This window comes from Streptomyces cinerochromogenes (genome assembly GCF_014648635.1).
GTDB classification, from domain to species: Bacteria; Actinomycetota; Actinomycetes; order Streptomycetales; family Streptomycetaceae; genus Streptomyces; species Streptomyces cinerochromogenes.
The window spans coordinates 302,594-317,921 of record NZ_BMRM01000010.1 but is presented as its reverse complement, the minus strand read 5'-3'; the positions used below and the strand labels follow the sequence as shown (position 1 = coordinate 317,921).

At 75.2% G+C, this 15,328-nt stretch carries 8 protein-coding genes; 7 read left to right on the top strand and 1 reads right to left on the bottom strand.

From position 1 onward, the window contains the following. The 4 genes from IEZ20_RS21500 to thpD form a co-directional block, all read left to right on the top strand. Positions 1 to 333, top strand: a 333-nt coding sequence (locus IEZ20_RS21500; RefSeq protein ID WP_189301159.1) for an aminotransferase class III-fold pyridoxal phosphate-dependent enzyme, incomplete at its 5' end; no start/stop codon positions are given. 109 nt (positions 334 to 442) lie between these two features. Further along, entirely contained in the window at positions 443 to 847 is a 405-nt protein-coding gene (locus tag IEZ20_RS21495) for an ectoine synthase (protein WP_189301157.1), read from the top strand. Between the two features lies 1 nt (position 848). Then, entirely contained in the window at positions 849 to 1,400 is a 552-nt protein-coding gene (ectA, locus tag IEZ20_RS21490) for a diaminobutyrate acetyltransferase (protein WP_189301154.1), read from the top strand. Continuing rightward, on the top strand, positions 1,397 to 2,287 hold the full coding sequence (thpD, locus tag IEZ20_RS21485; protein ID WP_189301152.1) for an ectoine hydroxylase: 891 nt from the start codon (positions 1,397 to 1,399) through the stop codon (positions 2,285 to 2,287). The genes ectA and thpD overlap by 4 nt, the downstream gene beginning before the upstream one ends. 54 nt (positions 2,288 to 2,341) lie before the next feature. Here thpD and IEZ20_RS21480 read toward each other — a convergent pair whose 3' ends face one another. Next, positions 2,342 to 3,352, bottom strand: a complete 1,011-nt coding sequence (locus tag IEZ20_RS21480) for a GlxA family transcriptional regulator (RefSeq protein ID WP_229896171.1) — start codon at positions 3,350 to 3,352, stop codon at positions 2,342 to 2,344. A gap of 71 nt (positions 3,353 to 3,423) precedes the next feature. Between IEZ20_RS21480 and IEZ20_RS21475 the strand changes: the two genes are divergently transcribed. The 3 genes from IEZ20_RS21475 (at position 3,424) to IEZ20_RS21460 (ending at position 15,328) form a co-directional block, all read left to right on the top strand. After that, the gene (locus tag IEZ20_RS21475; RefSeq protein ID WP_189301147.1) at positions 3,424 to 4,731 is read left to right on the top strand and encodes an MFS transporter; all 1,308 of its coding nucleotides are present in this window, start codon (positions 3,424 to 3,426) and stop codon (positions 4,729 to 4,731) included. A gap of 521 nt (positions 4,732 to 5,252) precedes the next feature. After that, positions 5,253 to 7,319: an RICIN domain-containing protein gene (locus IEZ20_RS21470; protein WP_189301145.1), complete on the top strand. Its 2,067-nt coding sequence runs from the start codon at positions 5,253 to 5,255 to the stop codon at positions 7,317 to 7,319. Between the two features lie 455 nt (positions 7,320 to 7,774). Next, positions 7,775 to 15,328: a type I polyketide synthase gene (locus IEZ20_RS21460; RefSeq protein WP_229896170.1), complete on the top strand. Its 7,554-nt coding sequence runs from the start codon at positions 7,775 to 7,777 to the stop codon at positions 15,326 to 15,328.

Sequence of the window (15,328 nt, the reverse complement as noted above, 5' to 3'; positions counted from 1 at the left end):
GCCCTGGAGACGTACTGGACCGACGGCTCCGCGATGGAGAAGCAGACCCGCACCCGCGCCGAACAGGTCGAGCGGGAACTCGCCGCCGTCCGCGCGGAGAACCCCGCCGACGTCACGGGGTACCGCGGCCGGGGCCTGGTCTGGGGTCTGGCGTTCCGGGCGAAGGACCGGGCCTCGCGGGTGGCGCGGCGCGCCTTCGACCTCGGGCTGCTCATCGAGACGTCCGGCCCCGAGGGCGAGGTCGTCAAGCTGCTGCCCGCCCTCACCATCACCCCCGAGGAACTGGACGAGGGGCTGAACACCCTGGCACGCGCCGTCCGCGAAACCGCCTGACCCCTGCACGCCCGTACACCCCCCGTACACGCGACCCCCCGTACACGCCGACCCACGCACACCGACACACACGCACATCCGCACACCCGAACCAAGGAGGCGTCACACCGTGATCGTCCGTTCGTTCAAGGAGATCGAGGGCACCGACCGCCATGTGAAGGCGGCGTCCGGCACCTGGGAGAGCAAACGCATCGTCCTCGCCAGGGAGCGGGTCGGCTTCTCCCTGCACGAGACCACCGTCTACGCGGGAACCGAGACGTCGATGTGGTACCAGAACCACATCGAGGCCGTGCTGTGCGTCGAGGGCGAGTCGGAGCTGACGAACGAGGAGACCGGCGAGAAGCACTGGATCACCCCCGGCACCATGTACCTCCTCGACGGGCACGAGCGGCACACCCTGCGCCCCAAGACCGACTCCCGCTACATCTGCGTGTTCAACCCGCCCGTCACCGGCCAGGAGGACCACGACGCGAACGGCGTCTACCCCCTGCTCACCGACGAGGAGGCGGCCTGAGATGGCGGCCGCCAAGGCCGTGTTCCGCACCCCGACCCCCGCGGACGGGCTGAAGGTGTGGGAACTGGTCGCCAGTACGCCCGGCCTCGACACCAACAGTCCGTACGCCTACGTCCTGTGGTTCCGCGACTTCGCCGACTGCTCCCTGGTGGCCACCGTGGACGACGAGATCGTGGGCTTCCTCACCGGCTACCGCCGCCCCGAGGAACCGGAGACCTACTTCGTGTGGCAGACCGCCGTCAGCCCGCGGCACGGCATCCCCTTCCTCGGCGTGAAGCTCTTCGAGGAGGCCGCCGAGCGGCAACGCGCCCGCGGGGCGCGCTTCGTGGAGGCGAGCGTGTCGGCCGAGAACCGCTCGATCCTCATGGTGCTCCGGCAGTACGCCCGCCGTCGGACGGCCGAGATCACCGAACAACTGCTCTTCCCCGCCGGCCTGCTGGGCGAGGGCCACCACGACGAGATCCTCCAGCGCATCGGCCCGCTGCCCGCCCCGGATCCGGCAGCGGACCCCCTGACCGACACCGCCTCACCCGTGAAGGAGACCGCCGCATGAGCACCACCGTCCGCCGCGACCTCTACCCGACCCGCGTCACCGGCGAGGCCGTCCCGCAGCCGCGGGTCGACCCCACCGTGTGGGGGCAGGGCCCCGGCCCGCTCAGCCAGGAGCAGCTGGCGGCCTACGACGCGGGCGGCTATCTCGTCCTCGACGGCCTGCTGACCCCGGACGAGGTGGAGACCTACCGCGCGGAGCTGCAGCGCCTGGGCCAGGACCCGGTGCTGCGCGCGAGCGAGCGCGTCGTGATGGAGCCGGACTCCGACCGGGTGCGCTCGGTGTTCGAGGTCGAGAAGGTCAGCGAGGTCTTCGCCAAGCTGCTGTTCTCCTCCAGGCTCACCGACATCGCCCGCCAGGTCCTCGACTCCGACGTGTACATCCACCAGAGCCGGGTCAACTACAAGCCCGGCTTCGGCGGCGCCGAGTTCGACTGGCACTCCGACTTCGAGACCTGGCACGCCGAGGACGGCATGCCCCGGCCGCGCGCGTTCAGCGTCTCGATCGCGCTGAGCGAGAACCACCCGTTCAACGGGCCGCTGCTGGTCATGCCGGGCACCCACAAGACGTTCATCCCGTCGGTGGGGGAGACGCCGCCCGAGTTCCACAAGGAGTCGCTGCGCGTGCACCGCATCACCGTCGGCTCGCCGGGCCAGGAGCACCTGACGCGGATGGCCGAGCAGCACGGCATCGAGCAGATCACCGGTCCCGCAGGCTCGGCGGTGATGTTCGACTCGAACCTGCTGCACGGCTCCAACGGGAACATCACGCCCTTCCCCCGCTCCAACATCTTCATCGTCTACAACAGCGTGGAGAACACGCTGGAGGAGCCGTTCGCCGCGCCCAAGCCGCGTCCGCAGCACCTCGGCAACCGGGAGTTCGGGCGCTAGCCCTCCCGATCCTCTTCCCTGCGTGGGGCGGCCGTCCGGCCGCCCCACGCCGCGTCATGCCGCCGTGCCCGGCCCGCGGAAGGTGGCCCGGTAGGCGCTGGGCGAGGTGCCCAGCGCCGTGTGGAAGTGCTGTCGCAGATTGGCGGCCGTGCCCAGACCCGCCTGCTCGGCCACCTGTTCCACCGGCAGATCCGACTCCTCCAGCAGCTCCCGGGCCCGTTCCAGGCGTTGCTGGGTGAGCCAGTTCATCGGCGTGGTGCCGACCTCGTCCCGGAAGCGACGGGTGAAGTTCCGTACGCTCATGGCCTCCTGGGCGGCCATCTGCCCCAGGGTGATGGGCTCCGCCAGCCGTTTCAGGGCCCAGCCGCGCGCGGCGGCGGTGGACGGCGACGACGGCTCCGGCACGGGCCGGCGGACGTACTGCACCTGACCGCCCTCGCGGTGCGGCGGTACGACCGTGCGGCGCGCGACGTCGTTGGCGACGGCCATGCCGAAGTCACGGCGGATCATGTGCAGGCACAGGTCGATCCCGGAGGCGCAGCCCGCCGAGGTCAGTACGTCGCCGCCGTCGGTGTACAGCACGTCCGGATCCAGTTCCACGTGGGGGAACAGCCGGGCGAACCGGTCGGCGTACCGCCAGTGCGTGGTCGCCGTCCGCCCGTCGAGGAGGCCGGCGGAGGCGAGGACGAAGGCGCCCGTGCAGATCGAGGCCACCCGGGTGCCCGGCCGTATCCGCGCGAACGCGTCGGCGAGCGGCCCCGGGAGCCCGGGCAGCTCCTGCTCGTAGTCGTCGTAGGAGGACAGCACGATCACCGTGTCGGCCTCGGCCAGCGCCTCCGGGCCGTGCGCGACGTTGAGGGTGAAGTCCCCGTCGGTGCGCACTCGGCCGGGGTCGAGGGCGCAGGTGACGACCTCGTACAGGGGCTCGCCGTCCGGGGTCGCCCCGGTGCGGGCCTGTCCGAACAGCTGGTGGACGATGCCGAGTTCGATGGGCAGGGTCATCTGGCGCGCCAGTACGGCGACGCCGTGGCGTGCGGGATGCGAGAAGACGGTCCGGTCCGGCATGGCCACATTCTTGCGCATCATGGCCATCGAGACACTCGCTGGGTGGCCGTCGTCCCGGACAGGCTGGAGTCATGGCTCAGCAAGCGCAGACCCCCGTGACCTCACCCCCCGCCTCCGCACCGGACCGTCCCCGGCCCGCCGGGCGACGGGCGTGGGCCATCGCCGTCGTCGCCGGCGCGGCCATCGTCACCGCCGGTGCCTTCACCACCGTCCCGGGCCTGCTGGTCACCCCCCTGCACCAGGAGTACGCCTGGGACCGCGGCCAGATCGCGCTGGCCGCCTCCGTCAACATGGTCCTCTTCGGGGTCACCGCCCCCTTCGCCACCGCCCTGATGGAACGCGCCGGGATCCGCCGGGTGGCGGCCGGCGCCATGCTCCTCGTCGCCGCCGGCGCCCTGCTCACCAACGCGATGACCGCGCCCTGGCAGTTGGTCCTGTACTGGGGGGTGCTCATCGGTCTGGGCAGCGGCTGTCTGACGATGACGTTCGCGGCCCTCGTCACCAGCCGCTGGTTCGTCCGCCGGCGCGGTCTGGTCACCGGTGTGCTCAGCGCCTCCAGCCACCTGGGCCAGCTCCTGTTCCTGCCGCTGCTCGCCTGGGCGGTCGACCGCTACGACTGGCAGCCGCCCGTGGTCACCCTCGCGCTCGCCGCGCTGACCGTGTCCGCCCTCGTCGCCCTGTTCCTGCGCGACCATCCGGCCGACGTCGGCGCCCTGCCCTACGGCAGCGAGGAGTTCGTCGCCAAGCCCGCCCCCGCCGAGGGTGCCGCCCGCCGTACCCTGACCGTCCTCGTCCAGGCCATGCGCACCGGCACCTTCTGGCTGCTGGCCGGCATGTTCGTCATCTGCGGTGCCTCCACCAACGGCATCATGTGGAGCAACTGGGTGCCCGCCGCCCACGACCACGGCATGCACGCCACCGTCGCCGCGTCCATGCTCTCCCTGATCGGCGTCTTCTCCTCCCTGGGCGCGGCCGTCTCCGGCTGGCTCACCGACCGGTTCGACCCCCGGCGGCTGCTGGCCGTCTACTTCACCGTCCGCGCCCTCACCCTGCTCACCCTGCCCCTGCTCTTCACCGCCACGGCCCGGCCGTCCATGATCGCCTTCGCCGTCGTCTACGGTCTCGTCGACGTCGCGACCGTGCCCCCGGTCATCGCCCTGTGCCAGCGGACCTACGGGGACGACGGCCCGATCGTCTTCGGCTGGACCAACTCCGCCCACCAACTGGGGGCCGGCGCCTCGGCGTTCCTCGGCGCCACCGCACGGGACGTCTTCGGCACCTACGACACGGTGTGGGTCACCCTCAGCGCGGTCTGCCTGGTGGCCGCCCTCCTGGCCGTGGTGGTCCGCGTGTCCCCCGGGGGGCACCGGCCGGCCTGAGGCGGGCTCCGCGTCAGGCGGCCCGCCGCTGTTCCTCCCGGTCCGGCAGCCCGGCCACGAACTCCCGCAGCCGAGTGGTGAAGCCGGGGCCGAGGTCCGCACGGGCGCAGGCCGGGCGGCCCCCGTGCGCAGGTACCCGGCCTCGTCCCCGGTGTCGTACCGCAGCCCGCCGAAGAGCACCCCGTGCACGGTGCCGCCGGCCGCCGACCGGGAAGCCGGAGATTTCGTGTGCCATCCCGCTTTGCCCATCCGGCATTGCCCACACCGAAGTTGAGCGCGGTTCAGGTACCCGTCGGCGATACCGGCGGTAACCTCCGGCCAATTCCCCGACTTTTCCCCCGGGGCATTCGCGCTTCTTGTTTCCTGCGAGCCGCGTGTGCCAGGGTGAGCCTCCCCGCGGGAGGGCAAAGGCCCACGTCGACGTCGAGGCCGAACCCTTTAGGTATGCACCAATCAGGCACTGCTTTCCGACAGGACGCCCTTGCGCATGCCCGTCCTGCGGCTGGAAAGGAAATGGTTCCGTGCAGTCCCCTTACCCCCCACGCCCGCCCTGTCCACCCCTGCCCGCCCCGACGGGCGAGTCCGACCGCGATCTCGTCGCCCGGCTGAGCGGTCCGGAGGACGGCCACCACCACGCCGTCGCGCTGCTGCTCGCCCGGCACTGGCGGGCCGCCCGCGACTACGCCGTGGTCTGCCTGGCCGCCGCCGGCCCCACCGCGCAGCTGGTGGCCACCGCGGCCTTCCACCGGGTGCTCGGCCGTACGGCGGCCGGCGCGGCCGGCGGCGCCCTGCGCCCGCGCCTGCTGGTCGCCGTCCGCGACCTCGTCCGCGCCTGGGCCGTGGACGACGCGGCCCGTATCGCCCTGCCCGAATTGCGCAGAACCACCGGTGGCCGCGGGCTGCGCGCCACAAAGCCCGGGCCGCCGGAAAGCAGACAGCTCGCCGCCCGCGCATTCCGGGCCCTTCCCGGCGCCTCCCAATGCCTTCTCTGGCACACGGAGGTCGAGGCCGAACCCATAAACATACCAGCCGGTCTGCTGGGCATCGACACGGCCACCGCGGCAACGGTCCTCGAGCAGGCACGCGAGCAATTCCGCGCCGGCTGCGTCCGCGCCCACCGCGAACTCGCGCCCACTGCGGAATGCCGTTTCTACAACCGGCTCCTCGACGTCCCCCTCCGCCGCGGCGGCGCCCTGCTGCCGGACGTGCGCCGGCATCTGACGGTCTGCGCCCATTGCCGGCACGCCGCCGAACAGCTCGGCCTCTTCGACGGCGGCCTGCCCCTGCTGCTCGCCGAGGCCGTGCTCGGCTGGGGTGCCCGCCGCTACCTCGCCGCGCGGCCCGGCCGCGCCGCCCCCGAGGAGTGGCCGGCCCCACCGCCGTCGGCTCCGCCGGCCGCATCCCCCGGCGCCGGCGGCCGGCACCGCACCGAGGCGGAGCCCCGCCACCGTGCGGCGGTGGCCCTCGGCGTCGGGCTCGTCTCCCTCGCCCTGCTCACCACCGCCCTCGTGGCCGGAAGCCGGTCGGGTGACAACGCTGTCCCTGCCCCCGGCGCGGCCTGGGGAGCTCCCGCCGGGGCGACTCGGGAAGCCTCTGCCGGAGGGGCCCGGGAAGCCCCCGCCGGGGGTACCGGGGGAGCTCACGCCGGAGGGGCGGCACGGCCGAGCGGGGCCGGCGCCCGTCCCGCCGCCTCCCCCTCCACCGCCTCCGTCGGCGTACCCGCCGAGGTCGCCCACGGCACCCTGCGCGGCCTCGCCTCGGGGCTCTGCCTGGACGTGCGCGGCGACCGGGTCGCGGTGGGCGCGGGCGTCCGGCTGGCAGCCTGCTCGACGGCCCTCGCGCAGCAGTGGTCGTACCAGGACGACGGTCTGCTGCGCAGCGCCGCCGACCCCGCCCTCTGCCTCGCCGCCGACCCCCGCACCCGGGCCGTCGCGCTGGCCGGCTGCCGCGCACCCGCCGCGGAGGTGTCGTACGACGTCACCGTGGGCGGCGAGATCCTGCTCCGCCGGGACCACGGTCTGGCCCTGGCTCCCGGCTCCGGCCGGTCCGGCGCGCGGGTCGGGGTGGCGGAACGCGACGGCTCGGCCGGGCAGAGGTGGGCTCTGCAGCCTGCGGCGGTCGGCGGACGGCCACGGTCCGGCACGGTCCCGGACGGCCGGGCGGAGCCGGACCGCGGGGCGGAACCGGCCCGGGGGGCGAAACCGGGCCGGAGGGTGGTGCCGGACGGGCGGGGGGTGCCGGACGCGCGCGGTGGGCGGGCCGGGGCCGGTGCCGGGCGGTCCCCCGACCGCCAGGAGGGCACGGGCGGCTCGCGCGGGAAACCGGGGCGGACCGGTCTGGGCGTCGGCGGGCGGGGCACGGCTCCGCGTGTCGCACAGATCCGCGCCGCCCGGACGGACCGGCCGGCCGGAGGCGTCCGGGCCGTGGGGGAGGCGGGGGACCTCCCGGCGCCGGTCCCCGACACGTTCGGCGGACCCGGCGCACCCGGCACCCTGGATCTGCCCGACACGCTGACCTCGCCGATTGCCGGGAGGAGCGCCGGCGGCGGCAGTCCCGCCACGGCGGCCGTGCGAGGTGTGCTCGGCTGACGGGAGAAGGGGCCGCTCCGTGCGGGGTGGCCCCGCTCGTGCGGTGGCACGGGCCCGTGCCACCGTGTCCGTTTCCCGTCGGCCCGGTTCGAGCCACCGGGCCGACGTCATCCGGAATTTACAGAACCCCTCCGAATGTCCCGGCGCGCGGCGCCGAGGTGAGCGCGCGGTGAAGCGGGTGGACGCTTTGCCGGAGTTCGGTCCGGTGTGCCACGTATGACCGGACGGCCCGGGCGCCGCGCACCGGACGCTCCGTACCGCAAGGGAATCGCTGGATTTACCGCCCCTTGCGGGGAATTCGGCGCGCTGGCCGGATCGGCGCCACCGCACGGGGAAAGACTGCGGCGTTATTGACCCGCGAGTAATGACCTCGCTAGTTTCCGTTGCCCTCGCACCAGAGTGTCTCGCCGCGCGTACCCCCACCGTGCTGTCCCCGCCGATCGTGCCGGAGCATCATGACCTCCCCTGTGCGTGCCCACGACCTGATCCTGTGCCTCACCCCGTTCGGAGAACCCGACGCCGGTCTGGCCGCCGCCGCCACCTCGGCCGGCGCCCTCGGCATCCTGGACCTCGGCACCGGTGACCGAAGATCCCGCGAACAGCTGTCCCGGCTGAGAAGGGCCGCGCCGGGCCCCTTCGGCCTGCGCGTGACCCGGCGCTGCGCCCTCGCCCCCGCCGACCTCGACGACGCCGAAGGCACCGTCGACACCGTGGTCCTGACCCCGGACGCGCCCTGGACAGCAGCCGAACTCCCTGGCGGCATACGCGTGTTGGCCGAGGTGACCGACCTCGCGCAGGCCCGTACGGCCGTCCGCGCCGGAGCGCGCGGACTGATCGCCCGCGGCAGCGAGAGCGGCGGCCGGGTCGGTGAGCTGAGCACCTTCGTCCTGCTCCAACAGCTCCTGGCCGACGCCGAGCTGACGGCCCGTGACCTGCCCGTCTGGGCCTGCGGGGGCATCGGTCCGCGCACGGCGGCGGCAGCCGTGGCGGGCGGGGCGGCCGGTGTCGTCCTCGACAGCCAGCTGGCGCTGCTGGCCGAGTCGGAGCTGCCCGAGGCGGTCCGGGCGGTGCTGCGGTCCCTGGACGGCTCCGAGACCGTCGTGCTGGGCGGACACCGGGTACTGCGGCGACGCGGCCCGGACACGCCCCAGCCGCCCCCCGACGACCCCGACGCGGTCGCGGCGCTGCTGAGCGCCCGCGAAACCCGCGGCCGACTGCTCCCGGTGGGCCAGGACGGCTACCTCGCCGCCCGCTTCGCCGAGCGGTGGCACGACGTGCGCGGCGTCGTGCGCGCACTGGTGGCGGCGGTGCGGGAGGCGACGGAGGCGGCGCCCGCACCGGTGCCTCCCGCGGGGCAGGGGGTGACCCGGGCGGTGCCGGCGTCGCCGCCGGCCGAGGACCCGCGGCCCGGGCCGGCCATGGCGCCGACGTCTTCGCAGGCTACGGCTCCGTGTCGCGGGTCGGCCGGTGTGTCGGAGTCCTCGGGGGCTACGGCTCCGTGTCGCGGGTCGGCCGGTGTGTCGGAGTCCTCGGGGGCTACGGCTCCGTGTCGCGGGTCGGCCGGTGTGTCGGAGTCTTCGGCGGCCACGGACCCGGTGCCCGGGGCCGCCCCGGCACCGGCGCCCCTGGCGGCCACCGTCCTGCGGGCCGGGTCTGCCATGAGCCGGGCGTTGGGGACGCGGCTTCCGGTGGCGCAGGGGCCCATGACGCGGGTCAGTGACCGGGCCGGGTTCGCCGCGGCCGTGGCCGAGGACGGGGCGTTGCCCTTCCTCGCGCTGGCCCTGGCCGACGGCGAGCGGACCCGGGAGATGCTCACCGAGGCGCGCGCCGTGCTGGACGGCCGGCCCTGGGGCGTGGGCGTGCTCGGCTTCGCGCCGGAGGACATCCGAGGCGCCCAGCTCGACGCCGTACGGGAGCTGCGGCCCACCCACGCCGTCATCGCGGGCGGCCGGCCCGCCCAGGCCGAGGCGCTGGAGCGGGCCGGGATCCACGCCTTCCTGCACGTGCCCTCGCCTGGGCTGCTGCGCCAGTTCCTGGACGCGGGCGTACGCAGGTTCGTGTTCGAGGGGTCCGAGTGCGGCGGCCATGTCGGACCCCGGGCCTCCTTCCCGCTCTGGGAGGCCCAACTCGCCGTCCTGGAGGGCTTCCTGGCCAGCCGAGGGGACGAGACGGCACGGCAGCTGGAGCTGTTCTTCGCGGGCGGCGTCCACGACGAGCGGTCGGCGGCCATGGTCGCCGCACTGGCCGCCCCGCTCACCGCACAGGGCGCCGCCGTCGGCCTCCTCATGGGCACCGCCTACCTGTTCACCGAGGAGGCCGTCACCCACGGCGCCGTCCGGCCGCTGTTCCAGCGGCAGGTCCTCACCGCCACCGCGACCGCCCTGCTGGAGACCGCCCCCGGACACGCCACCCGCTGCGTGCCCAGCCCCTTCACCCGCGACTACCGCGAGCGGGAAGCCGCGTTACGCGCCCAGGGCGTGCCGGAGCGGGAGGCCTGGGAGCGACTGGAACGCCTCAACGTCGGCCGGCTGCGCATCGCCAGCAAGGGCCTGACCCGGACCGACGACGGCGACCTGCGGACCGTCGACGAGGAACTCCAGCTCAGCGACGGGCTGTTCATGGCCGGCCAGGTCGCCGTCCTGCGCTCGGCCCCCACCACCGTGGCCGCCCTGCACCACGCGGTGACCGACGGCGCCGCCGACTTCCTCGCCGCACGAGCCGCCACGGCGGCAGGGACAACAGGGGCGGCCGGGGAGGCAGGGGAGGCAGGCGCGGCACGGGGGGCAGGCGCGGCACGGGCGGTACGGGCGGTGCGGCCCGGGCGGGATCGCGTGGCCGGACCGCCGCCGCCCCCGCCGCCCCCGCCGCTCGACGTCGCGATCGTCGGTATGGCGTGCATGTTCCCGCAGGCCCCCGACCTCGCCACCTTCTGGGCGAACATCGTCGCCGGACGCGACGCCGTCACCGAGGTCCCGCCCGGCCGCTGGGACCCCGCCGTCCACCACACGACCGGCAGCACCGCCTCGAAGTGGGGCGGCTTCCTGCCGCCCATCCCCTTCGACCCGCTGCGCTACGGCATCCCGCCCGCCTCCCTCGGCAGCGTCGAACCCGTCCAGCTGCTGTCCCTGGAGGCGGCCCGCAGAGCCCTGGACGACGCCGGATACGGCGACCGGGGCCGGGAGTTCGACCGCTCCCGCACCTCCGTCGTCTTCGGCGCCGAGGCCGGCAGCGACCTGTCCAACGCCGTCACCCTGCGCGCCGTCCTCCCGTCGTACTACGGCAAGGTCCCCGACGGCCTGGAGGAGCAGCTGCCCCGGCTCACCGAGGACTCCTTCCCGGGCATGCTGGCCAACGTCATCTCCGGCCGGATCGCCAACCGCCTCGACCTCGGCGGCGCCAACTACACCGTCGACGCGGCCTGCGCCTCCTCCCTCGCCGCGCTGGACGTCGCCTGCAAGGAACTCGTCTGCGGCACCAGCGACCTCGTGCTGTGCGGCGGCGCCGACCTGCACAACGGCATCAACGACTACGTCCTGTTCTCCTCCGTCCACGCGCTCTCTCCGACCGGCCGGTCCCGTGCCTTCGACGCCTCCGCCGACGGCATCGCCCTGGGCGAGGGCGTGGCCTGCGTGGTCCTCAAACGGCTCGCGGACGCCGAGCGCGACGGCGACCGGATCTACGGCGTGGTCAAGGGCCTCGGCTCCGCCAGCGACGGCCGCGCCCGCGGCCTGACCGCGCCCCGCCCCGAGGGGCAGCGGGCCGCGCTCCAGCGGGCGTACCGCAACGCCGGCGTCCCGCCCGCCGCGGTCGGCCTGGTGGAGGCGCACGGCACCGGGACCGTCGTCGGCGACCGCACGGAACTCACCGTGCTGGGCGAGGTGTTCGCCGAGGCCGGGGCGACAACGGGCGGCTGTGCGCTCGGCTCGGTCAAGTCGCAGATCGGGCACACCAAGTGCGCCGCCGGACTCGCCGGCCTCATCAAGACCACCCTCGCGCTGTACACCGGCGTCAAGCCGCCCACCCTCCACCTCGACCACCCCAACCCCGCCTGGGAGGAGGCCGGCAGCCCGTTCGTCTTCCACACCCGCGCCCAGCCCTGGGCGGCTCCGGCCGGCGAACGCTTCGCCGGGGTGAGCGCGTTCGGCTTCGGTGGCACCAACTTCCATGCCGTACTGGCGGCCTACGGCGACGCACCGCCGCCCCGCCAGGCCCTGGACGCCTGGCCCGCCGAGCTGTTCCTCTTCCGGGGCCGGGACATGGCGGCGGCCCGCCGGGAGGCCGAGGAGATCCTCCGCGCCGCCGAGTCCCAGGCCGGCCCCTGGCGGCTCCGCGACCTCGCCCTGGCCGCGGCCCACCGCGCCGACGTCTCCCACGAGCCGGTACAGGCAGCCCTGGTGGCCGGGGACACCGGCGAACTGGCAGCGAAGCTGAGGCAGTTCCTGGCGGGGCGCCCCGAACAGGGGACCGGGGTGCACCTCGCGGGCGAGGGCGGCGGGGCCGGAGGGCCGGCGGAGGGCTCCCCGGACCCGGCCGTCGGCCTGGTCGCCTTCCTCTTCCCCGGTCAGGGCAGCCAGCGCCCCGGTATGCTCGGCGACCTCCTGGTCACCCTGCCCGAGCTGCGGCACTACCTGCACCTCGGACGGGCCCACGCCGACCGGCTCTTCCCGCCGGCCGCCTTCGACGACACCGTCCGCGAGCGCCACCGGGCCGCGCTCACCGACACCCGGGCCGCCCAGCCCGCCCTCGGCATCACCGGCCTCGCCGCCCACGCCTTCCTCACTTCGGCCGGCGTCCGCCCCGACCTCGCCGCCGGGCACAGTTACGGCGAACTGGTCGCCCTCGCCGCGGCCGGGGCCCTCGACCCGGAGACCCTGCTGGAGCTGAGCACGGAGCGGGCCGGGGCGATCCTGGCGGCGGCCGGGGACGAGCCCGGCACCATGGCCGCCGTGGGCGCCCCCGCCGACACCGTCGCAGGCGCCCTGCGCACCGCCGGGGCACCCGGGTCGGTCGTCGTCGCCAACGTCAACTCGCCCGAGCAGACGGTGATCTCGGGGCCCACGGCGGATGTCGACACCGCCGTACGGGCACTGCGCGCCGCAGGCCTCGGCGCCCGCCGCATCCCGGTGGCCTGCGCCTTCCACAGCCCGGTGGTGGCCGCCGCGGGGGAGCGGTTCGCCAAGGTCCTCGCCGACAAGCCGGTGCGGGCCCCCGAGTTCCCCGTCTGGTCCAACCGCACCGCCACGCCGTACCCGCCGGAGCCCGACGCCGTGCGCGCCGGACTCGCCGCGCAGATCGGCGCGCCGGTCGCGTTCGCCGCGCAGATCGAGGCGATGTACGAGGCAGGGGCGCGGATCTTCGTCGAGGCGGGCCCGGGTACGGTCCTCACCCGGCTCGTCGGCCGGATCCTCGGCGACCGCCCGCACCGCACGGTCGCCTGCGAACCGCGGGCCGACAGCGGCCTGGCCGGCTGGCTCGACGCCCTCGCCCGGCTCGCCGTCGCCGGGCAGCCGGTGCGCACAGCCTGGCTCTTCCGGGGCCGCGACGCCGTCGACGCGCTGCGCACCCCGGCGCCGAAGCGGCCCGGCTGGACGGTCGACGGACACCTCGTCCGTACCGCCGACGGAGCCCTCCTTCCCGGTGCGCTCGCGCCGGCCCGACGCGTCGTGGAGGCGACTGTGACGACCGACCAGCCGAACGGCGTCCCCACCGACCGGGACGCGCTGATCTCCGAGTTCCTGCGCACCAGCCGGGAGATGATCGCCGCACAGAGGGACGTCCTGCTGACCTACTTCGGCGCCACGCCCTCGCCTACGCCCACGGCATCGGCACCAGTACCTGCATCGATACCTGCACCGGTGTCAGTACCGGTACCGGTACCGGCATCGGTACCGGCACCGGTCATACCGGCCCCGGCCGCCGTGCCGGTACCGGTGCCGGATTCTGGCGTACAGGCCGCCGCCGCTCCGGGCCCGGCGGTCACGGCGGACGACGTCGAGCGGGTCGTACGCGAGATCATCAGCGAACGGACCGGCTACCCCGTCGACATGATCGAACCCGACCTGGACCTGGAAGCGGACCTCAGCATCGACTCGATCAAGCGGGCCGAGATCGCGGGCGAACTCGCGCAGCGCCTGGGCATCGCGGCCGGCGCGCGGTTCCTGGCCGACGCGGAGCTGGAGGAACTGGCCACGGCGCGCACCGCGGCGGCGGTCACGGCCTGGCTGACGACACGGATGGAGGCGGGCGCCGGGGAGGGGGAGCCGGACTCCGGCACGGCCGCCGGCGCGCCCCCGGCTCCCCGGGCGGACACACCCGGCGATGCGCCCCACGGCGTCGCGGCCCGGACGGACACACCCGGCGGTGCGTCCGCCTCCGCAGCCGGCACCCTTCATGGCACCGCACCCCGGCAGGACGCGCCGGGCACGGCACTCGCCTCCGCCCCCACGTCCGCCCCCGACCTCCCTCGCGGCGTCGCCCCCCGACGCTGCGAGCTGCGGCCGGTCCCGTTGCCGGATCCGGATCCGGACCCGAGTCCCGCCGCCGACCTGTCCGGCAGGCGGTTCGTCCTCCTCGGCGGACCCGGCCCCGTGGCGGACGAGATCGCCGCGCGGCTCCGCGGATGCGGGGCCGGCACGGTACTGCTCGACCGCGGCCATCTCCTCGGCACGACCGAACGCACGGCCGACGGCACAGACGGTGGCACGGCCAGCGGCTCACACGGCGGCACGGCCTACGGCCCGGTGGATGGCGTCCTCTACCTGGGGGCGCTCGCCGGCCCCGACCAGCCGGTGCTGCCGGACGCCTTCCCGGTGTTCCGGGCGGCGCTGGCGTGCGGCCCCCGCGTGCTGCTGGCGGTGCGTGCCGCCGACGGCGCCGGGGCGTTGCGGTCGGCGGGCCTGGACGGGCTGATCCGCAGCGTCGGCCGCGAGTACCCCGACCTCCTGGCCCGGGTGCTGGTGGCCGGCGACACCGGACCGGCGGCCGTCGCCGACGCCGTCCTCGCCGAGCTGCGCGCACCGGAACCGGCCCCCGTGGTCCTGCGTACGGCCACCGGACACCGCCGGGGTCTGGAGCTCGTGCCCGTGCCCCTCGGCCCGCTCGGCAGCACCGGCGCCGGACCCGCCGGGGACGGTGCCGCAGAGGCCGCCGCCCTGGGACTCGACCGGGACTCCGTGGTGCTGCTGGCCGGCGGTGCCCGGGGCATCACCGCGCGGTTCGCCGCCACCCTGGCCGCCGCCTGCCGGTGCCGGATCGAGCTGCTGGGCCGCACCCCCGCGCCCACCGCACCCGAGGCCGCGCGGACCGCCACCGCCCGCACCCCCGTCGAGCTGCGCGCCGCGCTCGCAGCGGGCCCGGACGCACCGAGGCCCGCCGAGATCAACCGGGCCGCCGAACGCATCCTCGCGCAGAGGGAGATCACCGCCACGCTCGCCGAACTCGCCGCGCTCGGCAGCACGGCCCGCTACCGCTCGGTGGACTTCCGGGAACGCGACGCCGTCCTCCAGGCCGTCAAGGAGATCCACGCCGAACACGGCCGGCTCGACGGTGTGGTCTTCGCCGCCGGGGTGATCGAGGACCGGCTGATCGCCGAGAAGACCCCCGAGTCCTTCCAGCGTGTCTACGGCACGAAGACGGCCGGGGCCGGCGCCCTGTTCGCCGCGCTGGACGACCTGCCGGCCGCACCGGCGTTCACCGTGCTGTTCGGCAGCATCGCCGCCGTCCTCGGCAACCGGGGCCAGGCCGACTACGCCGCGGCCAACGACGCCCTGGAGACGCTCGGCACCGACTGGGCCGCCCGGACGGGCCGGCGCGCGCTGACCGTCCACTGGGGTCCCTGGGCACCGGCCGGCGCCCACCCCGGCATGGTCGACGCGGAACTCGGCCGCGCGTACGCCCGGCGCGGGGTCGCGCTGATCGACCCTGAGGAGGGCACCGCCGCGCTGCTCCGCGAACTCGCCTGGGGCGACCCGGCGACCCGCGCCGTCGTCTACACCGCGTCGGGCTGGTGA